Raw genomic sequence first — 23,192 nt, 5'->3', positions numbered from 1 at the left:
CTTATTCCTGCGTTTGAGATTACTCTGATCTCGAACGCATTTTTAAATTTTTACAAGATTATTGTATGGATAACATGGCAAAAGTTATATATTAGAATAGTGAAGGTGATACATAGTGGATAAACTAAACAGAACAATTCTAGATGTTGATACATTTATTCTGAATTTACCAGATGATATTCAGAGCATTACAAAGGTTTTAAGAGAAATTATTTTAGCTGCTTCACCTGCTCTTGTAGAAGAATATAAATGGTCGATGCCTAACTACTCATATAAAGGGTTAGTTTGTTATCTACAAACAGCTAAAAAGCATGTTAATTTAGGTTTTCATAAAGGAAATGAACTTGTAGAAAAAGACATAAATAATTTATTACAGGGTTCGGGTAAAACAATGAGACATATTAGAATTACAAAAATGGAAGATATCCAATCAGAAACTTTTATCTCTCTTATTCAAACTGCTATTACCTTAAATGAAGGAGAATTTAATGACTAATTTTGATGAATTATCAACTGTGAGTGTAGGAATGCTAATAAGAAAGCCAGTGCATGAGGTATTCGAAGCTTTTATTGATCCAACTATTACGACAAAATTTTGGTTTACAAAGAGTAGCGGGAGATTAGAAAAAGGAAGATGTATTCGTTGGGAATGGGAGATGTACGGAGTTTCAGCTGAGCTCGATGTGAAGGAAATTGAACAAAACAAGCGGATTCTTATCCAATTTGATGATGAAACAACTGCTGAATGGCTATTTACCCAAAGAGAATCAGAAGGAACATTTGTCGAAATCAAAAATTATGGCTTCAAGGGTAATCTAACTGAAATAGCAAATCAAGTAATAGATTCAACCGGTGGCTATACAATTGTTCTTTGTGGCCTTAAAGCATTGCTGGAGCATAAGATAAAGTTAAATTTAGTCGCTGATAAGTTTCCTGATGCAAACGTGTAAAATTATGAAAAGCAGGCTCTTCTATAGAGGAGCCTGCTTTTCATAATTTGAACAAATGAACCACATTGCATTTCTTCGTACCTGTCTCAAAAGAGTAAAGCACTTTTTGGTTAGGTTTGGAGGCCATTATATAAAATTTATCTATGTTGATCTAGAAGAATCTGATTGCCATCTGGATCTTCGATTGTAAAATGTGTAGGTCCAACTGTAGTTTCATCAGCTTCGGTCTGAAATTTTATTCCTTTTTGTTTAAGCTGATTTTGAAGTTCACGAACGTCAGTGAAAGATTCTAGGTTTTCCGCGTTGCTATTCCATCCTGGATTAAAGGTTAAAATATTTTTTTCAAACATTCCTTGAAATAAACCGATAATAGTATCTTCATTTTTCATAATTAACCAATTTTGAGTGATCTCCCCTCCAAGAGTTTGAAAACCAAGTTTTTCATAAAAATCTTTTGAAGCATTAATATCTTTAACATTTAAACTTAAAGAAAATACACCTAGTTTCATGTTTCTCCACCTTTCACAATTAATAACTGAAAATTATATCAATTATAAGTATAGAGTATTCTAATAATATTTACTATAACAAAAAGGTTCACAAGATAGCTTAGTAAGCTTTCCTGTGAACTTATTTCTTATAAAGCTTATCTATCCGATAAACTGTTTTATAAGTTCGTTAAACTTTACTCGTTCTTCCCAGAAAAGCCCATGGCCGCTGTAATGAAAGGGTACGAGATGTGAATTTTTTATTGTTTGATTTAGTATTTGAGCTTGTTCATATGGGATCACCTTATCATGTACTCCATGAACGATTAATGTAGGGACTGATATTTTGGGGAGATCTGCATTGAGGTTTTCATCCCTCAAGGTGTTGATGATTGCTGCCGTAGACCAACCTGCTGCTTGTAATCCTAACCCAGTAAACCAATTAGAGAATGGAGCTGTAATATATTGAAAGAAAAAAGTATCTGTTACTCCTTGCATCATTTTGGGGCGGTCATTTAATGCTTCTGTAAGTAGAGTATTCGCAGTTTCCTTTGTAAATCCAGTGGGAGCCGCGGCATCTATTAAAATTAGTTTTGACACACCAAAAGCATGGCGAGCAGTATAGCGTATAGCGATTGCTCCTCCAGTCGAATGGCCGATTAGTGTAAAATTATCTAGTTGGAGCGTTCGGACTACGGCGTAGATGTCATCTGCTAGTCTGTCGTAATTGTAGCCATTCATAGGTTTATCTGATTTTCCAAATCCTCTCCAGTCTATACCAATGCAGCGGTATCCCATTTGAGGTAAGGCATCAAATTGATATTCAAATTGTTCATGACTTAATGGCCAACCATGTAAAAATACAATTGTCTTGCTTGCACTTGGATTAATATCCTCGACAAATAATTTTACTCCTTGTTCAACGTTTACAAAGTATCCCACATTAATTCCTCCATAAAAATAGAATTACTAGTATAAGATACTCAAAAGGAAACATATGAGTGAATGGCAAAATGTGTTCTACAAACACAAGTTACACAAGAAGAATCGTAAGTCTATTATCTCACCTCTTTATATAAAATAGAAAATTATTGGCATTCCTTAATCCACATTGTATTAAAGTAGGTTATTTGGTATATTATTAGTAATACAATCTGCGAAGTGACCAAGTAGATGAGAATTGTGAAACAGAAAGTATAGCAAACGCTGAGAGCTATATCACCACTTCTTGTTGAAACCTATCACGGAGATGTTATGCAAACATAACCGATTCGTTTTCGTTACCAAACGTTTAGAGGGCTTAAATTTTTTTGAGCTAAACTAAGGTGGTACCACGTCTATTCAGCACAGAGACGTCCTTTTACGAGGATGTCCCTGTGCTTTTTTAATTCAATTTAGCAGTTGGAAGTACTCCGCTAATCGAATTAAAATATCTAGTGGGTGATACAGACTTTGAAATGGGTAGTACACATTTTAAAATCTGTACGGACTAAGCCGTAGTGTAATGGATTGACTTAAATAGGAGGAATTTAGATGACAAATCAGCAACAAAATGATTTTACAAAATGGTATATCGACACAATTCAGAAAGCAGATTTAATGGATTACACTCCAGTTCGTGGATGTATTGCCTTTAAACCAGATGGCTTTGAAATTTGGGAGCATATTCAAGATGAAATGAACAGACGTTTTAAAGAAACAGGACATCGTAATGCCTATTTCCCTATGCTAATTCCTGAATCCTTTTTTCAAAAGGAGAAGGATCATATTGAAGGATTTGCTCCAGAGCTTCCATGGGTAACGGAAGCAGCTGGTGAGAAATTGGAAGAACGTTTAGCGTTACGTCCAACATCAGAAACGATGATTGGTCATTTGTATTCAGATTGGATTAAGAGTTATCGTGATCTGCCAGTGCTTATCAACCAATGGGCAAACGTGTTCCGTTGGGAAAAGAAAACTCTTCCATTCATTCGTACTTCTGAATTTTTATGGCAAGAGGGGCATACAGCTCATGTAGATGAAGAAGAAGCACGTAACGAAACAATGCAAATGCTTAACATCTATAAAGAGGTTGTAGAGGAGCTTTTAGCTATTCCGGTATATGATGGTCAGAAAACACCTTCCGAACGTTTTGCAGGAGCTGTAGATACATATTCTATCGAAGCTATGATGAAAGATGGTAAAGCTGTTCAAGCTGGGACATCTCATTACCTTGGGACAAAGTTTGCGGAAGCATTTGATATCAAATATTTAAACAAAGAAAACAAACATCAGCATGTGCATACAACATCTTGGGGTACATCAACTCGCTTAATCGGTTCGGTTATTATGGTACATGGTGACGAGCAAGGGCTTGTATTACCTCCACGTGTTGCACCAACTCAAGTAGTACTAATTCCTGTTGGTCCTTGGAAGAAAAATCCAACGATAATGGAAAAATTAAATGAGCTTTATGCAGCGTTAAAAGCAAAAGGTATTCGTGTACGTCTTGACGATTCAGACCAATCTCCTGGATATAAATTCAACGAGTGGGAGCTTAAAGGTGTACCAGTTCGTATTGAGTTAGGGCCTCGTGATTTGGAAAACAATCAAGCGTTAATCAAAGTACGTGATGAAGCTGAAAAAGTTTCTGTGGAGCTAGCAACAGCTGTTGAATGTATTGAAGGTGCGCTAACAACAATGCAAACACGCTTACTTGAAAAAGCTCGTGCATTCCGTGATGAAAACTCCCATACAAATGTAGATTCCCTAGAGCAGTTAAAGCAACATCTTACGGATTCAACAGAAAAAGGAGAAATTCCTGGATGGATTCTTGCAGGATGGTGTGGAGATGACGCTTGTGAAGAGAATGTGAAGAATGAAACTAAATTTACGACACGTAATATACCATTCAATCCACCAGCAGAAAAAGCAACATGTATCAACTGTGGTAAGGATTCTAAACATACGGTATGGTTCGGTCGTGCCTATTAATAATTAGAGATTAACAAAGAAAAATCAACCATTGTTTGCTAAATGGTTGATTTTTTATTCTAAAAAAGAGGATTATGAACACTATCAAAATCCCCTAGTTTTTTATTTTGATCCGGCTACCCAGTTCATACCCCAGCTGTATGCATTATCCATCTCTTTATGCCCTTTATAGTACTCTACTAGACGCTCAATTTTGAAAGTCTCATTATTTACATTTTCAATCATTGCAACTGCACACATAATTTGCCCATTTCTATGTTCATCTAGCTTAACCTCGATATTGGGGCCAGCAGGATATGATAATGTAATAACTCCATCTGCTTCTGCCCAATTAGCTACACCTTTATAGATGAATGAATATACGAGAATACGTTTAATATCGGATATCTTATTTCCATCGATTCTAAGGTTTTCTCCTCCAGATATGGAGCCAGTACGATCATCGCCATCGAGTTCGATATACGGGGATTGTTTTAGTGTGCCAAAAGCATTTCCTAAAGCCTGAATACACCCTTTTTCACCATTATTTAATTCATATAAACAGCCTAAATCTAGATCCACACCTTTAGATTTACCACCTAGTAAGGTGGTAAAGAAACCAGTAGATTTTGAGTTGATCTGTTGATTCCATTGGAGATTTACTAAGATTTCACCAATATTATTATTGTTGCTCTTAGTGAGATTAATAGATTGTCCTTTTTTCTTAAGTTCGATTTTGTTCAAGTTCACCATTAATATATCACTCCTCTTTTATTCAACTATATGCCATTTAAGGTTAAGCTAATATAGCAGATTCTTTAGATGGTAAGATTACAGGTTGTTCAATATGAGTTGCTCTCACTCCAAACTTAGGAAGAAGAGCCTCCACATGCCCATTTAGTAATAACTTTATAGCATAATAGGGAATATTAATATCTGCAAGGCAGCTAATATGCATTCCTCCACTCATGCGGGGATTGATCTCAAGTAGTTTTGGTATTCCATCTTTATATTTGACTTGAATGTTATACACATAAGGAAATTTATATTGTGCAGCCATTTTCTCAGCAATTTCGATTAATTCTCTATTATATTCAATCTCACGGATTCGTCCATTTCCTTTTTTTCGAGGTATAGCAACAAGCAAAGTGCCATCTGTATCAGCTAAACAATCAATACTATACTCATGGCCATCTAAATATTCTATTACCATTAGATCCGAGAAATGCTCCTGCGTTTTTAAAATTTTATAAGCTGTATCATAAGAAATCTTTTGGGTAGAAGTTGTATTGTATATAAATGGAATGGTATCAGCGATGTCATCTATAATACGGAAACCACTTGCTCCTTCTCCGATTACTGGCTTAATACATAGTTTCGTATCATCCTTACCCAAATCGGCATAAGCCTGTTGGAAACCTGCAGCATTATTTACTATTCTATATGAAGGAATAGTCACGATAAAATTCCCTACTTTTTCCTGGTCCTGTAAAGACCGATACATCGCTGCTTTATCGTCTATCATGGCCATTAAATCACCATCTGGGCAAACTAACACTTTCACACCAATTTTATTGAACTTGTCTAAGTGTTTAGAAATGAGTACATTCTCTTTTCGCGGTACAAAAATATGTATCTGATTTTGTAGACAATAGTCAATACAAAACTGAAGATAGTCTTCGCCCGTAATATCTGGTTCAGTACTAAATACATCACAGTAATTAAAATACACAGTATCCGGATTAGGATGTGTACCGTAAATAACAAATTCCTGTTGATCCGGATTATGGCGAATCAGCTCCATATAATGTGACACAGTGGAAAACCATCTATTGAACCAAATATTGAGTACCATTATTATTCTCCTTTACTTTTTAGGAACATAACCAATTAAACTAGTATCAAATTCTCCACCATGTATTTGCGTGAACATGGTAGCCATAGAGTGAAGTAATTTCTTACTTTCCTCAATCTCTAATGAAGGACGTAGAAATACGACTTGTAGAGCCTCTGTAGTATTTTCAGTCACAGCAGTTCGAACAGAATCTACAAATGGGCTACCAAATGGTCCTATGTCATCTTGAAGAGTAAGTATATTGTTTAATTTATTTTCTCTACCATTTAAACCGTTATATACTGTTTCTTTATTGCCAATTGTAAGTGTTACATCACCTTCAATTTTTGCCACATCATAGATTCCCATTGGAATTTCATATTGCATAGAGAAAAAGTTATTTACATCCACAGCGGAATGCATCGGTGTGATATAATTTTGTTTTGCAATCCTTCTGTACATAGCTTCCATTGAAGGTCTATAACGATTTGGATCAGCACCAAACTTTTTCCAAAGTGCTCTCCATTCTTTTATCCCATCGAAATCAGTTACGACTTTGTCATCTAGTTCAAAGAAAAGTTGCTCCTGAAATAATTGAAGACGTCCTTTAAGCATTTGAGGCGAAGAAGTAACAATAATTTTGGTATAATGAATAATGCCTATTTTAAAGGTAGGTTCTATTTCAACTATTGAATCATCCAGTTTTACTATCATATCAACCATCCTTACACTTATTTTCTTTAGTGTAGCATAAGAAAGGAGAACATTTGTGAATATCATTCAGTTTCAACAAAACCTCATAGATTACGCTGCATCCATTGGAATTGATAAAATTGGATTTACTTCTGTTTCTCCATTTCATGAATTAAAAAATAGATTGATCAGGCAGCAGGAATTAGGGTATGCTTCCGGATTTGAAGAATCTAATATTGAGAAAAGAGTGCATCCTAAGATGTTGCTTGAAGAATCAAGTAGTATCATATCTATAGCAATTGCGTACCCCTCCAAAATGAAGGATGCTCCACAAAGTGTGAAGGGGGCAAGACGAGGAATCTTTGCCCGTGCGTCATGGGGTATAGATTATCATACCGTTTTACGAGAAAAATTAGCACTTTTAGAATTATATATTTTAACTCATATTCCAGATGCAAAACTCCGTTCAATGGTTGATACGGGAGAACTTTCTGATCGAGCTGTGGCGGAAAGAGCAGGTATTGGATGGAGTGCGAAAAACTGCTCTATTATAACTCCTGAGTTTGGTTCCTATGTTTATCTCGGGGAAATGATTACGTCAATTCCTTTTGCTCCGAGTGAACAGATGGAGGAACAATGTGGTGATTGCCGGTTATGCTTAGATGTTTGTCCGACTGGAGCATTAATACAAGGCGGACAACTTAATGCACAGCGCTGTATTGCTTTTATCACTCAAACGAAAACAATGGTTCCAGACGAATTTCGTACGAAAATAGGAAATCGGATATACGGCTGTGATACTTGCCAAACAGTTTGTCCAAAAAACAAAGGGAAAGCTAATCTCCACCAAGAATCGTTTAAACCAGACCCAGAATTAGTGAAGCCTTTACTTTTACCTTTACTTAAAATGACGAATCGAGCGTTCAAAGAAACGTACGGTCATATGTCTGGTGCGTGGAGAGGGAAGAATCCGATCCAGCGAAATGCTATAATCGCATTAGCTCATTTTAAAGAGCAAGAAGCTGTTCCAACGCTTATAGATTTAATGCAAAATGATGCTAGACCAGTAATTAGAGGTACAGCTGCATGGGCTATAGGTAAAATAAATTCAAAAGAAGGCTTACTTGCCCTCAAAAAAGCTGAACAGCATGAACAAGTTGAAGAAGTTTTAAAAGAGATTCGAAAAGGATTAGAGTACTATACAATTGAGAACTAGGAAGTGGAGTAATTGAGTATTAATGTTGTTTTATATCAACCAGAAATACCAGCTAATACTGGGAATATAGCTAGAACTTGTGCGGGAACAGGTGTTAAATTACATTTAATCCGACCTTTAGGCTTTTCTACAGATGATAAAATGCTAAAAAGAGCCGGACTAGATTATTGGGAACATGTAGACATTACCTATTATGATGGACTAGATGAATTTTTTGCTGCACATCCATCTGGAGAGTATTATTTAATCACTAAATTTGGTGCTAAGCCACACACTACTTTTGACTTTAGTGATTCGGAAAAAGATCACTTTTTTATTTTTGGACGTGAGACAAAAGGTTTGCCACGTGAGTTTATCGACGCACACCCGGATCGTGCTTTACGTATTCCTATGAATGATAATATTCGTTCGCTAAATTTATCGAACACAGCTGCGATACTAATTTATGAGGCATTACGTCAGCAGAATTATCCAAATTTACACTAGAAAAGCGCAAGTGCTTATGTTATGGAAGTCAGTCTAAGATCTCGACATCGTGTCGCGACGACTGACTGAACCACATCCTGTGGGCCTCCGACAAGCGTTGGAAGAATGACGGTAAAAGCGTTCTGTGCCTTTATCCGACATTCTGAAACGACTCGAGGGGCGAGGCATGTAGCTAGACAGATAAAAAAACGGACGATGTCATAAAAGACTCGTCCGTTTTAAATAGATTATTTTTCAGATGCACCTGGTTTGTCGTCGTATCCAGCTTTGAAAATTGCAGCAAGGAACGAAATACAAACACCAAGAATAAGGATTAATTTCATATGGAGTGCCTCCTCTTTAGTATTCTGCACCTAGTATACCCTAAATTGTTTGAAAAAGAAATAAAGCGAAAAAATGAAATTTGACAAAAATCGTTCATTTGAATGTTGCAACCTTTCGAATATTCTACTAACATTAAGAAAAGGAGTGATTTTTGGAATGAATGAATTCAAAAATGGTCCAGAGAACGGTTCAATGGCAACTAACATGGAAGAAGTAAAGCAATTAGGAAAACAGATGGATAGAATGAGGGACAATAAAGAGCTAGAAGAAGATAATCGTGTATCTGATCCTGCTCAATCTGAAGTCACTTCTTCCATGAAGAAAAGAGAAAACGACTGATTTATATCAGTCGTTTTCCTCATAAGAAAGGATGAAAAAATTGACTTTAAATATACATTCAACGAAACAATTAGCAAACGGAATTGAGATGCCAAGACTTGGTTTAGGTGTTTATAAAATGACAGAACCAGATATTGCTATTCAAGCAATTACAGCTGCATTGGATTATGGTTATCGTCATATTGATACTGCAAGTTTGTACGCCAACGAAAAAGAAGTAGGAGATGCCATCCGAGCATCAAATGTTCCGCGCAAAGACATATTCATTACAACAAAAGTATGGAACACAGATCAAGGTTACGATCAAACACTCAGAGCATTCGAAAAATCTTTAGAGTTATTAGGAATGGACTACGTAGATTTATATTTAACGCATTGGCCAGTAAAAGAAACTTTTGTAGATACATATCGAGCGATAGAACGTCTATATGATGAAAAGCTAATACGTGCTACTGGAGTAGCGAATCATCATGCACATCATTTAGAGGCAATTGCTGCAAAAGCAAACATTAAACCAATGGTCAACCAAATTGAATGTCATCCGCGACTTACTCAGTTTGATCTACGTGAGTATTGTGAAGAGCAGGGAATAGCGATAACTTCGTGGTCACCACTAGCAAGAGGTCGAATACTAGAAGAGCCAACATTGAAACGGATTAGTACAAAATACAGTAAATCGACTGCTCAAACAATTATTAGATGGCATCTGCAACATGATTTAATCGTTATTCCTAAATCAGAAAATCCATCTAGAATCGCTGAGAATATGGATGTATATGACTTTGAGTTATCCTTCGAGGATATGAAAAATATTGATGCGCTGAATTTAAATGAGCGGACTGGTAAAGATCCAGATAATTTTAGTTTCTAATCCTGTTTCAGTGAACGCTCTCCATGTACGAGACAGAACCTCCTTGAATTAGTAAACTTCGGCTGGACATATATAGCCTTTGTCCCAATGTATACTCCAAGCAGATTCGACTTTCTCGCTATCCCCACTTCTTAAAAGCAACTAATAATTCAATAATCAACAGCACGGTAGTTTTTCTTCAATCAAGAAGGAAACTATCGTGTTTTTATATTATTGGAAAATATTACTCTTTAATGAAACCTATTACATATTTTAACGTATTAGTAATATAGTTTAATAAATATTAGATGAGGTCCCTTGATGAATATATTTTTTGAAAAAACTAATAAGAAAAAAAGTAGTACACCATTCATAATACTAAAACTGTTATTGCTAGGCTTGATGATTGCAATGTTAGTAATGGCCATTATAAACGGTATTGATATTTTCTATGTGAAGTTAGTGTTCGTGTTTGTAGGAATTAATTCCATCTTAGAAGGAATAGAAAGTTATCTACAGAAAGAAAGTAAGAAAATTATAGGAAGAGAAATAGGATTAGGGGTTTTGTATATCCTATTCGCAATAATCCTGCATTGATGAAAGGCAATTGGTTAGGAATCATTTCTAACGAATGATGAAATAAAGCATTAGAAGGTGATAAATATGAAACAGTGGAAAATGTTAAAGTCTGAATATGTTCATAAAAGCCCTTATGGAAATATTAGAAAAGATATATGTGAGCTCCCAAATGGGATTGTGATCAATGATTATTATGTAAATGAATATTCCGATTGGGTGAATGCAGTTGTGCTTACAAAAGAAAACCAAATGGTGCTTGTCGAACAATATAGACATGCTGGAAATGATAATTATTTTGAAATTCCAGCAGGAAAAAAAGAAAACAATGAGACAGACGAAGAAGGCATTATTAGAGAAATTAAAGAAGAAACTGGCTATGTTTCACATCTGAAACCTATTTTGTTAGGTGAATTTATGATAAATCCCGCCACACAAAATAACAAAATTAAAACCTTTCTTTTACAAGATGCAGTTAAACAATATGAACAAGATTTAGATGAAACCGAACAGATAAATATAAAGCTGATTGATTTTGAGTTATTAGGATCGCTAATAAAAACGAATGAGATTAAAACGCAGCTTTTCTCTGCGAGTGCTTATTATATGGCAAAAAACTTTTTGTCCGAAAGCTGATAAGAGTTTGATTTTCAAGTGAAATAACTTTGAGGAGTGATTTTTATTTCTAATTCAACGATATTGATTTTTTGTGTAATTGCTGGTGTATGTATCTTTGTCAATATTGTTCTTTGGGTTGTTTATAAGAATGAACCTAAGACTGATAAGGGATTTGCATTTCCTTATTTTCAGTTGAGCTATAGAAGAAGAATGCTTCGCACGCTATGGTCACTTCCAATTTACATCGTATGTTTCTTTATTATATACCGATATCCATTATGGCCCACTAATATAGTCATTGTATTCTTCAGCATTTGTATTATCGGAGAAGTTATCCAATTTTACTATAACTTCAATAAATGGAATAAAAATGAGAGGCATGCCTCAAGAGAAGAATTATGATGGATGAACAGGATCGTTTTGAAGTCAGTTTTCGCAATCCCATTGTTCGTATGTGGTTTTATATTGTACTTCCAACAGGGATTATTTCAGCTGTTTTATTTTTAGTTTTACCAAGGGAAACGCATGATGTTATTAGAATTGGGGGTTACATTATACTATGTGGCTTTTTTATTTGGACTTTCATTTATAAAAGAAAGGGCAGAAATAAAAAGGGGGGTAAGTAGAATGATAATACCTACGCATATTGTAGCAGTTGGGGGAATTGTTGAAAATGAGCAAGGAGAAATTCTTTTAGTAAAAACGCAGCATGGAGGATGGGTCTATCCTGGTGGACAAGTGGAAGTTGGAGAAAATCTAATAGATGCTTTAGTTCGAGAAGTAAAAGAAGAAAGTGGAATTGATATTGAAGTAGGTCACTTAATAGGAACCTATTCAAATACAGGAATCTATAAATGGTATGACGAAGTTACAGATGTGCCTACTAAAGTAATGTTCGATTTTGTAGGTAAGCCTATTGGTGGAGTGTTAAGTATCTCCGAGGAAACTTCTGAGAGTTGTTGGGTTAAGAAGGAGAGAGTACTAGAATTCATAACTGCCCCTGCTGTTAGAGCACGATACGAGGCATATGAAAGCTTTAATGGCGAGGTAAAATATATGGAGTATGTAACAAATCCTAAGTTTGAAGTGAAGTTGGATAAAAACATTTAAGTAGCTTTGTAAAAAATAATAATTTTTACAAAGTTTGATTAAAGTCATCTCCCCTTTTAGATTTCCTAGAAGTGAGATGATTTTTTTATTACACAGTAATACAATAGAAAAGACTAAAGGAGAATACCTAATGTTATTTATATCCATTGAAAAAGCAACCATAGCGGATGCAGAAAAACTTACAGAAATTATGAAAAGAACTTTTGATGAAGAAGTGAAAAAGTGGCTACCAAATCAAGATGATGTAATTGATTATAATATTCAGCCACCTGGATATTCTTCTATTGAAATGACTAAGTATATGATTAGGGAATTGGAGTATTTTAAAGTCTTAAAAGATAAAGAAATTATCGGTGGAGTTATAATAACTATTTCTGGTAGAAGTTTTGGGAGAATTGATCGTATTTATATTGACCCGAACTTACAAGGCAAAGGAATTGGTTCAAGAGTAATAAATTTGGTAGAGGAAAAGTATTATAATATAAGAAATTGGGATCTTGAAACATCAAGTAAGCAAATTAACAATCACTACTTTTATGAAAAAATGGGTTATAGAACAAACTTTGAGTCTGAAGAAGAATATGGTTATCTAAAGACGATAGAGATTTCATCAGAAAGTGAAAACTTAGTTGAAAATAAAAATATTTCGAGTATTCAATACGTGAATTGCGATATGACAAATACGGAGTGTTATGGAGTAAATTTAGAAGGAAGCTCATTTAGTAACAGTAATCTAATGAACAGTCATATTAGCAATTGTAATCTTAGTCACTCAAAGTTCCAAAATATTAATCTTAGAAATTCCCTGTATGCCGATTTAAATTTATCCAACAGTGAAATGATATTTGTCACTTTAGGCGGGGTTAATTTCATTGATACAAATCTGGGGGATGAAAATAAGGCAATCTCATTTGAAAGATGTGACCTTGAAGGCAGTAAACTTAGTAACTGTAATCTTAGAAATGTAGAAATACAAAAGTGTGACTTGACTGGTATGAAGATAGATAATATTCCAGTAGAAAAGCTTATTGAAGCTTACTCTAAATTGAATAAAAAATAAACAATAAACAATAGTATTATTTTTAGGATTTATGAGTTTCTATTCTTAATGAAGAAGATGGAATTGGAATTAAGAATATACTTGAAAAAAGCAGATGAGATGTGAAATCCCTCATCTGCTTTATTGTTTGTGCAACATTTTCCGTTATTCTATTCCTATTATCTTTTATCTTCAACAACTAGCACTTCGCCTGTTATTGGGTGGTTAAATTGAACTTTAAATGCATGTAGCTCATACATTTTAGTAGGTGTTTTTTTAGCTCCATATAGTTCGTCCCCTACAATTGGATGTCCTAAGTGAGCTAAGTGGACACGGATTTGGTGCGTCCGTCCAGTTTCTAAAATTGCATGTATTTTCGTGAACTGTTCATGCTTTCCTGCAATTTCATAATGAGTGATCGCATTTTGCCCAGATGGTGATACTCTTTTTCGAGTTGGATGGTGACGGTCGTTTCCAATAGCTGCTCGAATAGTACCATGCTGATTTTTTACTTGGCCTTCTACTATTGCTTCATAGGTGCGGACGATTGTTTTATTTTCCAACATTCGATCAAGCATACCTTTGACAAGTGGATTTTTTGCAATGACGATTAATCCCTTAGTGCCTTCATCGATGCGATGTACATGTTCCCCGTAATGATGACCTTTACTGTGTAAATAATTTGTTACGGTGTTCATAAAGGTATGATTTTGACCTTCTTCGTTTGGATGCGTGGATACACCACGTGGTTTAGAGGCAATTAGTAAATACTCATCCTCATACGTCACATACAAAGGGATTTGATCGGAAAGAAGATAGTTAGAGGATTCTCCTTCCCATTTAATGACAAGTACATCCCCTTTTTTGTTCGGAAGTTTCCATTGAAGAAGTTCTTCGTTCTTATTGCTCACGGCCTTTTGCATACGTAGTTCATGTATTAACTTTTTACCTAGCTTCCACTTTTCTTGGAAAAGACTGTCGATAGTTAAACCATCCTCTTGGATAGTATAAGTGAATGTATGAATCATTAATTTTCCCGCTCCTTTAAAAAAAGGGCCTGTCTACTCGACATGACCCTTTTGGTTATTTAAAAACGACTTCATCAAAGAACTCTTGAATCTGTTCATTAGAAATGGCGCCTTCTACTCTTACAACCTCTTTGCCATCTTCAAAATAAATCATTGTTGGTGTTGCTTGGATAAGGTAGTCATTCCATCCTTTTTCATATTCAAGTACATTATATTTGACGATTTCAATGTCATTTTTTTCAGCAAGTGGAGATAGACGTGGTGTCATTTCTTGACAATGTACACATTCTGGGCTGAAGAAATAAGCTGTAACAGGTTCCCCAGTAGCAATCTTTTTCTTCAAGTCTTCTGGTAAAATAATGTTCTGATAGTTTGGGTCATCGATAAGATCGATGGTAGATTGCTTTAAGTTGTCAGTATCGTATGGGTTATTAGCTAACGCATCCTTGTTTTTCTGAGAGTTTAAAACAAAGATTAATACAAAGATTGCAATAATAATACCACCAAATATAAGTAGTTTCTTCAAGTTATTTTTCCTCCTTGATGTTTCTCCACACAATAACACTTGTAATTGCGATTAAAATAAATGCAACTAGAGCTAAAAATGGAATTGTTATAAAGCCTGCATAGTTTATATATTCCCCTGTACAAGCAACTCTCCCACAAGCTGGTGCCGATTCTTGCATGAAAGTCAGTTTTTGAATGCTATAATGATAGGCAGAAATACATCCACCGATCACAGAGAATACAAGTGAGGTTACTGCGATTTTCGGATTCTTTTGAACGTATGCAACTCCCAATATTAGCACAAGTGGATACATGAGTATACGTTGGTACCAACATAGATCACAGGGTTCGTACCCTCTTATCTCTGAAAAATAGAGGGAACCTAACGTTGCAGTTAAAGCAACGGTCCACATAAATAATAGTAGATTTTCTATTTTTTTTGTCATATGAACTCCTTTAAATTACTTTGAACTCAAATTAAAGTATAAGGCTTCTTTAATTACATGTAAAATATTTTATCTGAAGTGAAAAGAGCTATATAATGAAAGTTACTTAATAAAAGAGGAGCCGATAAAATGACAGAGGAATTTGATTTATCTCAGTTTGAACAAAGTATGATTATAAGACAAATGTCTTTTTCTGATATAGAGTCAATTTTAGAAATTCAGCGTTTATGTTTTCCGGGTATGGATCCATGGAAAGTTGCCCATTTACGTAGTCACTTAACTATTTTCCCAGAAGGGCAGTTAGTTGCTGAGCTGGACGGAAAAGTAATTGGTTCTTGTTCAAGTCTTATTATTAATTTTGATGAGTATGATGACCGCCATTCCTGGTCGGATGTGACAGATGCAGGATATATTACAAACCATAATCCCGAAGGATATAACTTATACGGGATCGAGGTAATGGTACACCCAGAATATAGAAGAATGAAAGTTGGTCAACGTTTATATGAGGGTAGAAAAGATATTGCAAGACAATTCAATTTAAAATCAATAATTATTGGAGGGCGTATTCCAAACTATCATAAATTTGCGGATGAAATGTCACCAAGGGAATACGTAACGTCTGTTTCTCGCCATAAAATATATGATCCAGTTTTAACATTCCAATTAATGAATGGCTTTACATTGATGCGTATTAATCCTAATTATCTACCAGATGACAGAGCATCTGCCAAATATGCGACCCTGATGGAGTGGAATAATGTTGATTATATTCCACTTTCGAAACGTCATTTCAAAACGAGCTATCCTGTACGAATTTGTGCAGTGCAGTATATGATGCGTAAAATTAATTCATTTGAAGAGTTTGCTAACCAATGTGAATATTTTGTTGATGTGGCGTCCGATGCTCAATCTGATTTTGTTGTGTTTCCGGAAATCTTTACTACACAGCTAATGTCTTTCTTGAATGAACCATCACCAAGTCAGGCGGTTCGTAAATTGACGGAGTACACTCCGCAATATATGGAGTTGTTTTCAGATTTATCGATTCGTTACAATATTAATATTATTGCTGGCTCTCACTTTGTGGAAGAAGAAAATGAGGAAATATATAATATTGCTTATTTATTCCACCGAGATGGTGCAATTGATAAGCAATATAAAATCCATATTACACCGAACGAACGCAAATGGTGGGGAATTAGTGCAGGTGACTCCGTTCAAGTATTTGATACGGATTGTGGTAAAATTGCGATTCAAATTTGTTATGATATAGAGTTTCCAGAGCTTGCACGTATTGCAACAGATATGGGTGCGAATATTATTTTCTCACCATTTTGTACAGAGGATCGTCAAGGTTACCTGCGTGTTCGTTATTGTGCACAAGCACGGGCAATTGAAAATCAAATCTATACAGTTATTTCAGGGACAGTTGGAAACTTACCGCAAACAGAAAATATGGATATTCAATATGCACAATCTGCTATTTTCGCACCATCTGACTTTGAATTTGCCCGAGATGGTATTGTAGGGGAAACTGAGCCGAATGTAGAAATGGTTTTAATAGGAGATGTAGATTTAGAAATCCTACGACGTCAACGTCAAGACGGGACGGTCAAACAATTAAAAGATAGACGTCATGATATATATAGTGTCAATTATAAAAAATGATAGAGAGGGGTTAACAAGCATATGCGATATAGACAACTATTTGACCAATGGAATAACTTCTCAGAGCTAGAGTCAAATTGGAAGGAGGATCTTCAACTCCTAACAAAAGATGAAAAAAAAATGGAAGATGCATTCTACCGTGATTTAGAGTTCGGAACTGGCGGGATGCGAGGGGAGATTGGTGCTGGTACGAATCGTATAAATACGTATACTGTTCGTAAAGCGACCACTGGACTTGCTTCTTATATTAAAGGGGCTGGAGCAGAAGCGATGGAGCGTGGAGTAGTTATTGCTTATGATAGTCGTAGGTACTCTCCCGAATTTGCGCTGGAAGCAGCTAATACATTAGCATCTAATGGTATAAAAGCTTATCTATTTAATGAGCCTAGAACTACACCCCAGCTTTCATTTTCAGTAAGACATTTACATGCATTCATGGGAATAGTCATTACTGCAAGTCATAATCCTCCTGAATATAATGGGTACAAGGTTTATGGCGAGGATGGAGCACAGTTAAATCTAGAAGACGCCGAAGTAGTTATCCAACACGTAAATGATGCGGGAGATGCAATTCATATCGATCAAAGAAATCCAGATAAAAAATTAGTAATACAGTTAGATGAGATAATGGATCAAGCATATATGGATGCGTTAAAAACAGTTCAGGAAAATGGAGAATTCGCATCATCTTCTGGCTTGAAAGTAGTATTCACTCCTTTACATGGAGCATCTGGAAAAACGGTTAAGAGAATATTAAGTGAGGTTGGCTACGAGCACATCTCCTATGTAGAGGAACAAATGGAGCCAAATGGAGATTTCCCAACAGTGGAATCTCCAAATCCAGAAGAGCAGAGTGCTTTTGAATACGCTATTCAATATGGAGAGAAAAATGGTGCTGATATTCTAATAGCAGTCGATCCAGATGGTGATCGCGTAGGTATTGCTGTCAAAACTGCTTCTAAATATGAGCTTTTAACGGGCAATCAAACCGGGGCAATATTAATCGACTATCTATTGTCACAGCGTAAAGCAAAAGGGAATATACCGGCAAATGGGCGGGTATTTAAAACCATTGTTACTTCTGATTTAGGACGAGTAATAGCCGAATATTACGGTGTTAGTACAGAAGATGTATTAACTGGTTTCAAATTTATCGGTGAAAAGATTAAGAAATATGAAGAGACCAAAGAGTTTGAGTTTTTATTTGGATATGAAGAAAGTTATGGTTATTTGATAAAAAACTTTGCACGTGACAAAGATGCAGTACAAAGTGTGCTTGCGATAATAGAAGCTGCTTCCTATTATAAAAAACAAGGTAAGACTCTACTCGACGTATTATCTCATTTATATGAAAGACATGGTTTCTATTTGGAAGGACTCAGATCTGTTACGAAAAAAGGAGTAAGTGGAGCGAATTCAATTCAAAACTTACTTGAGCAGGTTCGTGTAAATAGAATTACGGAAGTTGCCGGAATTACTGTTCTTTCCCAAGAGGATTACTTGCACTCAGTTAGAACATTCACAGATGGCCGAGAAACAGAGGAAATATTCCTGCCAAAATCAAACGTTATTAAGTTCTTCCTAGCAGACGGCTCATGGGTTTGTGTGAGACCAAGCGGAACAGAGCCAAAAGTTAAATATTATTTCGGAGTGCTTAGTGGGTCAGAAGAAGAAAGTTCAAAAAAACTAAAAGCTTTACAAGATGATTTTTCATTGAAGATGAATCGTTATCTAGAAGAATAATAGAGAAACAGGAAAAGTGAACTTGCTTTTCCTTTTTTTTGGTGATGTTAAAGATAAAGGTTGATTTAAAATACACATATAAAATGAGCTTAGATATGTTCTCCAAACTCATTTTATTCTGATGTCTTTTTTTACTAAAGCACCTCGTTAGTTGAAGAACAAAGTACGTTAAAACATACCAAAAAAGTTCGTTCTTAATATTGAAATTACTAGTATTATGCCAAATACTAACTGACTCAAAGTAAAAATATATGCGTTTTTATTATCAGCATATTTCCATTCCATCAATGCTCGAACTGCCTCGGACAATATGATTAAACCGAATAATAAATACCATGGCTCTAAGAACCAAAGCCTTTCTGTATCATCTCGGTTGGCATTGAGAATAGATCCCAATATTATAAAAGCGATGAAAATTATTCTAATCGACCAATCAATTTTACTGTGTTTGTCATTGACGTGGTTATGTGAAAAACGCTTCTTTTTTTCAACTTTCAACCACTTTCTCATAACTAATTCAAAAATATAAAAAAATAACAAAATAATTACTATCATGAAAATCAACCTAAGCCAGAATGTCGATTCAATACCATACACAATAACATTACCTCCTATTCAGGATACTTATAGATATTATTCTACGGTTAATAATCGCAATTGTTTCACCCTGTGACATTGATTCAACAAGAAAAAAGAGATGCATTTCGAACCCATCTTCTATAACTAAAGCACACCGTTAGTTTAAGTACAAACCTTCAAAATATTTATAAAGTAATAATATACCTGATGAGTTTGTTAATCCTTTTCCTTTTTGGACAGTATATATAGCCATACAAATACTACTGTAATGATTGAAGTGATTATAGAGTATCTAAAAATATGAAAGAAAAACTCTGGATAAGGCGTTACAACAAATGAAGTCATCCCCTCAAAATCAGTTGTGCTTTCTTCTCTTTTCATAAAGACTATTAATAAGAAGAAAGATAAAATCAATGAATATATCCCTGTTTTCACTAAGATTTTCTCCATATAAAATCCCCCTAAAATGTAACGTTCTTAGCTCAATAGAGGTAGCTGAACAAAAACATTTGAGTTATTGTTTATTTTAATTTTAATATTACCATATTCGTCCTAATATACCTTATTCAACTAAACTGCTTAGTTAAAAAAAGGCTTTACTCCTTCTTGAAGTAAAGCACCCGTTAGCCATCCATGTAGCGCAAAATCAGCGCTACACCACAGAGAATGAAAATGGGGAAACCTGGGTATAGGATACTACTGCTGGGAGAGGAAGGTCGATGAACTATGGTGCCATAGAGCCCATCCGTTAGTCTGACTCCAACGACCACTTTGCATCACAGACTGTCGCTCCATTACGGGAAGCACTCATGGGAGATTAATCCTACTCTGGTTATTGCACCAGCCTGCCTTTATTCTAAGAAGAATGGAGTTGGTACATTATTTATTAATTAACTATATATTGACATTCCGAAGGCTCAGCCCTTTTTAAAAAAGTTTTTTCTGAGTCTCTTTTGTTATGCAATTTTATAGATATTGAGTGTTTTTTAATTTTCATGGGAGTGGAAGAAGGGTTAGCCATTGCAGAAACCTCTACCCATAATACTAAACGAATATATTACTCGGGATTTAAAGGATTAAACTATTTCTTCCTCTGACGGATAGCAAATTTAGCACCTAAATAGGCAATTATTAAAAAAAACATATTCTTTATACCATAGTCACCTGTAATAACCCCTAGTATCAACCATGAAACAATTAAACCGAAAAGAAACAAAAAAATTGATTTCAATATATTTCCCCCGTTTGAGTGTACAATTTTACTTATTCATATTGAAGTAAAGCACGCGTTAGTTTAAGTACACTATTTCACAAGTGTTTTATGTAAAATATCTCAAATTATCTTTTAAATTTTATCACAATATAAATTATGCAAGAAATCAGTGCAGTTAATCCATAAAAGAAAAAATTATTAATATTAAATAAGTAAGATACCCCATTTTCAGCTTCAATTAAATTTAGAATATTGTTTAATACACATAGAAACAAGAGAATAGAAGATAAAATAAATACTAATAAAAGTATACTCTGAAAAAATTTCATAATGGACTCCTTTTAATTCTACATAATGTAGTAAACTACATAACTTTGCTGCTTTTCTACCTCCACAATAATACTCTTTGTTGAAGTAAAGCACCTCGTTACTTTAAGTATAATCCTTCACAGTTTAATGGCTCCCTTTCGGGATAGCCACTTTTTTATTTGATTTATTGTTTACTAATAAAACATATCCTAAAATACAAGGAAATAAATATATTACTAACATCGTTTCATCTAAGAATTTAAGCATTTCGTAATCTTGGAAATAAAAATTTCTTCTTATATATGCAATGAAGTTTGGAATAAATAAAACCCAGTAAATAACTGTCATTATTATTAATTGTATTTTTGTAGCGAATATCAAGGTTAATATGAGAACAAAAGTTGTTAGTGCTGCTAGTAAAATGAAGGACTTTAACTCTTCCATGCTATAAGTGACTGGTATAGAGGTAGTCAATAATAGTTTCCTCAAAAAACAAAAAATGAGTAAAACTAATGAAAAGTATACACTTATTGTAAAAGTTATAATTTGACTAAGTTTCATTTATATATTCCCCCTTCGATGAACTACAATCTTTTTTCATACCTGTTCCTTAAAATAAAAAAACACTCAATTACTCAATTTCTTCTTCAACTAAATGCTGCGTTAGTTTAAGTGTAACATTTCACAAACTATATAACCTCACGAATAATCAACCCTTACCTTTAACATAGCCTTTTTTTTTCGAGGGGAAAATATAAATTTTGTACATTGAATTCAGTGGTCCAGGGATTTTGAAAAGTAATACAATAATACTGCTGATTTCCGTTTCAAGCGGACGCTTTCCGCAGGCACGGCTTCAATCTCATCGTCACTGCGAAAACGTATGCTCCTGCGGGGCTTTCAGCTCGTGCACCTGTCGCTTCGCTATCGGTGCAGAAAACAATTGCTGTTCCCGCTGGAGTCGCCACCTTAAGATTTAATGGTCTGGGCGTCTTTTTACCCGGTTTTTCTTGTTCGGTCAAAAGTATGATGTCCAGATCCTACAGTGAATAGTCGATAAGTGATAATATGGAATTAGATGAATTACATACTTGGAGGAGTTTACATGCTATCAAATGAACTCTCGAACATTGAACTACTAAAAGAAATAGCAGAATTATTAAATGAAGAAACTGAAATGGAAAAAATGCTACAAGGTGCCTTGCATAAACTATTAGAAGGTACATTATTTGAAACGGGTTGGATATTTTTTATTGATGAAAAAGGTAAGCAACAACTAATTGCACATGAAAATTTGCCGAATGCATTAAAGCAAAATGACTGTAGACATTTACAGAAAGGTGGATGTTGGTGTGTTTCAAGATTTCAAAATGGGGAGCTAAAAAAGGCATCAAATATTATAGAGTGTAAAAGAATTGTCAACGCAAGAAAAATGAGTAATGAAGATAGTGGCGGTATTACGCATCATGCAACAGTTCCGTTACAATCAGGGCAAGAAAGCTTCGGGCTATTAAATGTAGCGACACCGAATACTATACGGTTCTCAGAGGGAGAACTTGCGTTACTAGAATCTGTAGCCTTTCAAATCGGGTCAGCTATAAAGCGAATCTTCCTTACTAAACAGGAGCAGCAGGTAGCTCTTGTACAGGAGCGTAATAGACTTGCACGAGATTTACATGACTCGGTTAACCAATTGTTATTCTCTGTAACTCTGACTGCTCGCGGAGGAGTAGAAATGACGGAACAGCAGGAAATAAAAGATACCTTTAAAGAAATACAGTATTTAACGCAGGAAGCACTTACAGAAATGCGTGCACTCATATGGCAACTACGTCCAAAAGGATTGGAATCAGGTATTATCGAAGGTCTTAAAGGATACGGAGATATTTTAGGACTTTCATTGACAGTGAAGGTAAAGGGAGTTATTAATCTCCCTGCAATTATTGAAGAAACACTATTTCGAATTGCTCAGGAAGCACTTAATAATGTTCGTAAGCATTCTGGTGTACTTCAAGCAGAACTATATTTAACGGTTACTCCTACGGATGTTTTATTAGTTGTAAAAGATGAAGGGTGTGGTTTCCATATGAAAGAGCCTAAAAAACTACATTCAATCGGTTTACAAAGCATGAAAGATAGAGCAAATTTTGTTGATGGAACGGTGGATTGGGTAACGGAGTGGGAAAAAGGAACAGAAATATTAGTGCGGTTACCTTATTAG

At 35.0% G+C, this 23,192-nt stretch carries 26 protein-coding genes and 1 other annotated feature; of the genes, 15 read left to right on the top strand and 11 right to left on the bottom strand.

Going from position 1 to position 23,192, the window contains the following annotated elements:
* The first annotated feature begins 115 nt into the window (after nucleotides 1–115).
* Both MKY29_RS16645 and MKY29_RS16640 read left to right on the top strand, forming a co-directional pair.
* Nucleotides 116–496 carry a DUF1801 domain-containing protein gene (locus MKY29_RS16645; protein WP_093496438.1) on the top strand — a complete coding sequence of 127 codons (381 nt, stop codon included), beginning with the start codon at nucleotides 116–118 and terminating at the stop codon, nucleotides 494–496.
* Nucleotides 489–950, top strand: coding sequence for an SRPBCC family protein (locus MKY29_RS16640; protein ID WP_340880333.1), 462 nt, complete (start codon nucleotides 489–491; stop codon nucleotides 948–950). Before MKY29_RS16645 ends, MKY29_RS16640 begins: the two co-directional genes overlap by 8 nt.
* Before the next feature lie 137 nt (nucleotides 951–1,087).
* Here MKY29_RS16640 and MKY29_RS16635 read toward each other — a convergent pair whose 3' ends face one another.
* Both MKY29_RS16635 and MKY29_RS16630 read right to left on the bottom strand, forming a co-directional pair.
* Complete coding sequence (locus tag MKY29_RS16635; RefSeq protein WP_241598925.1) at nucleotides 1,088–1,459, bottom strand: VOC family protein; 372 nt, start codon at nucleotides 1,457–1,459, stop codon at nucleotides 1,088–1,090.
* Between the two features lie 141 nt (nucleotides 1,460–1,600).
* The gene (locus MKY29_RS16630; protein ID WP_340880332.1) at nucleotides 1,601–2,380 is read right to left on the bottom strand and encodes an alpha/beta fold hydrolase; all 780 of its coding nucleotides are present in this window, start codon (nucleotides 2,378–2,380) and stop codon (nucleotides 1,601–1,603) included.
* A gap of 205 nt (nucleotides 2,381–2,585) precedes the next feature.
* Nucleotides 2,586–2,801 (top strand) — a binding site (T-box leader).
* Nucleotides 2,802–2,971: 170 nt separating this feature from the next.
* Between MKY29_RS16630 and proS the strand changes: the two genes are divergently transcribed.
* Nucleotides 2,972–4,411 (top strand): proline--tRNA ligase, encoded by a 1,440-nt coding sequence (gene proS / locus MKY29_RS16625; protein WP_340880331.1) that lies wholly within the window; start codon nucleotides 2,972–2,974, stop codon nucleotides 4,409–4,411.
* Nucleotides 4,412–4,513: 102 nt separating this feature from the next.
* On the opposite strand, the gene MKY29_RS16620 is transcribed toward proS, so the two are convergent.
* From MKY29_RS16620 to MKY29_RS16610, 3 genes are read right to left on the bottom strand one after another with little or no spacing between them, the layout of a single operon-like run.
* Nucleotides 4,514–5,143 (bottom strand): TerD family protein, encoded by a 630-nt coding sequence (locus tag MKY29_RS16620; protein WP_340880330.1) that lies wholly within the window; start codon nucleotides 5,141–5,143, stop codon nucleotides 4,514–4,516.
* Between the two features lie 43 nt (nucleotides 5,144–5,186).
* The gene (locus MKY29_RS16615; protein ID WP_241598931.1) at nucleotides 5,187–6,245 is read right to left on the bottom strand and encodes an ATP-grasp domain-containing protein; all 1,059 of its coding nucleotides are present in this window, start codon (nucleotides 6,243–6,245) and stop codon (nucleotides 5,187–5,189) included.
* Nucleotides 6,246–6,257: 12 nt separating this feature from the next.
* The gene (locus MKY29_RS16610) at nucleotides 6,258–6,938 is read right to left on the bottom strand and encodes a B3/B4 domain-containing protein (RefSeq protein WP_241598932.1); all 681 of its coding nucleotides are present in this window, start codon (nucleotides 6,936–6,938) and stop codon (nucleotides 6,258–6,260) included.
* 55 nt (nucleotides 6,939–6,993) lie between these two features.
* Here MKY29_RS16610 and queG point away from each other — a divergent pair, with 55 nt between their 5' ends.
* The 9 genes from queG to MKY29_RS16565 all read left to right on the top strand — a co-directional run bounded on the left by queG (nucleotide 6,994) and on the right by MKY29_RS16565 (nucleotide 13,496).
* The gene (gene queG / locus MKY29_RS16605) at nucleotides 6,994–8,133 is read left to right on the top strand and encodes a tRNA epoxyqueuosine(34) reductase QueG (RefSeq protein WP_340880328.1); all 1,140 of its coding nucleotides are present in this window, start codon (nucleotides 6,994–6,996) and stop codon (nucleotides 8,131–8,133) included.
* Between the two features lie 12 nt (nucleotides 8,134–8,145).
* Nucleotides 8,146–8,619 (top strand): tRNA (uridine(34)/cytosine(34)/5-carboxymethylaminomethyluridine(34)-2'-O)-methyltransferase TrmL, encoded by a 474-nt coding sequence (trmL, locus tag MKY29_RS16600; RefSeq protein WP_090570269.1) that lies wholly within the window; start codon nucleotides 8,146–8,148, stop codon nucleotides 8,617–8,619.
* Nucleotides 8,620–9,099: 480 nt separating this feature from the next.
* Nucleotides 9,100–9,282, top strand: coding sequence for a hypothetical protein (locus tag MKY29_RS16595; RefSeq protein ID WP_090570266.1), 183 nt, complete (start codon nucleotides 9,100–9,102; stop codon nucleotides 9,280–9,282).
* Nucleotides 9,283–9,313: 31 nt separating this feature from the next.
* Nucleotides 9,314–10,153 (top strand): aldo/keto reductase, encoded by an 840-nt coding sequence (locus MKY29_RS16590; protein WP_093496447.1) that lies wholly within the window; start codon nucleotides 9,314–9,316, stop codon nucleotides 10,151–10,153.
* A 300-nt stretch (nucleotides 10,154–10,453) separates the two neighbouring features.
* Nucleotides 10,454–10,729, top strand: coding sequence for a hypothetical protein (locus tag MKY29_RS16585; protein ID WP_093496448.1), 276 nt, complete (start codon nucleotides 10,454–10,456; stop codon nucleotides 10,727–10,729).
* A gap of 66 nt (nucleotides 10,730–10,795) precedes the next feature.
* Nucleotides 10,796–11,344, top strand: a complete 549-nt coding sequence (locus MKY29_RS16580; RefSeq protein WP_241598934.1) for an NUDIX hydrolase — start codon at nucleotides 10,796–10,798, stop codon at nucleotides 11,342–11,344.
* Between the two features lie 383 nt (nucleotides 11,345–11,727).
* Entirely contained in the window at nucleotides 11,728–11,952 is a 225-nt protein-coding gene (locus MKY29_RS16575; protein WP_340880327.1) for a hypothetical protein, read from the top strand.
* A gap of 1 nt (nucleotide 11,953) precedes the next feature.
* Complete coding sequence (locus MKY29_RS16570; protein ID WP_340880326.1) at nucleotides 11,954–12,436, top strand: NUDIX hydrolase; 483 nt, start codon at nucleotides 11,954–11,956, stop codon at nucleotides 12,434–12,436.
* 130 nt (nucleotides 12,437–12,566) lie between these two features.
* On the top strand, nucleotides 12,567–13,496 hold the full coding sequence (locus MKY29_RS16565) for a GNAT family N-acetyltransferase (RefSeq protein WP_340880325.1): 930 nt from the start codon (nucleotides 12,567–12,569) through the stop codon (nucleotides 13,494–13,496).
* A 158-nt stretch (nucleotides 13,497–13,654) separates the two neighbouring features.
* On the opposite strand, the gene MKY29_RS16560 is transcribed toward MKY29_RS16565, so the two are convergent.
* From MKY29_RS16560 to MKY29_RS16550, 3 genes are read right to left on the bottom strand one after another with little or no spacing between them, the layout of a single operon-like run.
* Nucleotides 13,655–14,503 carry an RluA family pseudouridine synthase gene (locus tag MKY29_RS16560; RefSeq protein ID WP_093496450.1) on the bottom strand — a complete coding sequence of 283 codons (849 nt, stop codon included), beginning with the start codon at nucleotides 14,501–14,503 and terminating at the stop codon, nucleotides 13,655–13,657.
* Between the two features lie 55 nt (nucleotides 14,504–14,558).
* Nucleotides 14,559–15,029, bottom strand: a complete 471-nt coding sequence (locus MKY29_RS16555) for a thioredoxin family protein (protein WP_340880324.1) — start codon at nucleotides 15,027–15,029, stop codon at nucleotides 14,559–14,561.
* Nucleotide 15,030: 1 nt separating this feature from the next.
* Nucleotides 15,031–15,456, bottom strand: a complete 426-nt coding sequence (locus tag MKY29_RS16550) for a disulfide formation protein C (RefSeq protein WP_090570240.1) — start codon at nucleotides 15,454–15,456, stop codon at nucleotides 15,031–15,033.
* Between the two features lie 129 nt (nucleotides 15,457–15,585).
* On the opposite strand from MKY29_RS16550, the gene MKY29_RS16545 reads away from it, so the two are divergent.
* A complete protein-coding gene (locus MKY29_RS16545) occupies nucleotides 15,586–17,127 on the top strand; it encodes a carbon-nitrogen hydrolase family protein (protein WP_090570238.1) in 1,542 nt (513 codons plus the stop codon).
* Nucleotides 17,128–17,148: 21 nt separating this feature from the next.
* Nucleotides 17,149–18,870, top strand: a complete 1,722-nt coding sequence (locus tag MKY29_RS16540; RefSeq protein ID WP_340880323.1) for a phospho-sugar mutase — start codon at nucleotides 17,149–17,151, stop codon at nucleotides 18,868–18,870.
* A 168-nt stretch (nucleotides 18,871–19,038) separates the two neighbouring features.
* Here MKY29_RS16540 and MKY29_RS16535 read toward each other — a convergent pair whose 3' ends face one another.
* The 3 genes from MKY29_RS16535 to MKY29_RS16525 form a co-directional block, all read right to left on the bottom strand.
* The gene (locus tag MKY29_RS16535; RefSeq protein ID WP_340880322.1) at nucleotides 19,039–19,467 is read right to left on the bottom strand and encodes a DUF4181 domain-containing protein; all 429 of its coding nucleotides are present in this window, start codon (nucleotides 19,465–19,467) and stop codon (nucleotides 19,039–19,041) included.
* Nucleotides 19,468–19,665: 198 nt separating this feature from the next.
* Nucleotides 19,666–19,899 (bottom strand): hypothetical protein, encoded by a 234-nt coding sequence (locus MKY29_RS16530; protein WP_241598944.1) that lies wholly within the window; start codon nucleotides 19,897–19,899, stop codon nucleotides 19,666–19,668.
* 1,216 nt (nucleotides 19,900–21,115) lie between these two features.
* Complete coding sequence (locus MKY29_RS16525) at nucleotides 21,116–21,445, bottom strand: hypothetical protein (RefSeq protein ID WP_340880321.1); 330 nt, start codon at nucleotides 21,443–21,445, stop codon at nucleotides 21,116–21,118.
* Nucleotides 21,446–22,076: 631 nt separating this feature from the next.
* Here MKY29_RS16525 and MKY29_RS16520 point away from each other — a divergent pair.
* Nucleotides 22,077–23,192 carry a GAF domain-containing sensor histidine kinase gene (locus tag MKY29_RS16520; RefSeq protein WP_090570232.1) on the top strand — a complete coding sequence of 372 codons (1,116 nt, stop codon included), beginning with the start codon at nucleotides 22,077–22,079 and terminating at the stop codon, nucleotides 23,190–23,192.

Source organism: Psychrobacillus sp. FSL K6-2365, from assembly GCF_038003165.1.
Lineage (GTDB): Bacteria > Bacillota > Bacilli > Bacillales_A > Planococcaceae > Psychrobacillus > Psychrobacillus psychrodurans.
This window is presented reverse-complemented; position numbering and strand designations above follow the sequence as displayed.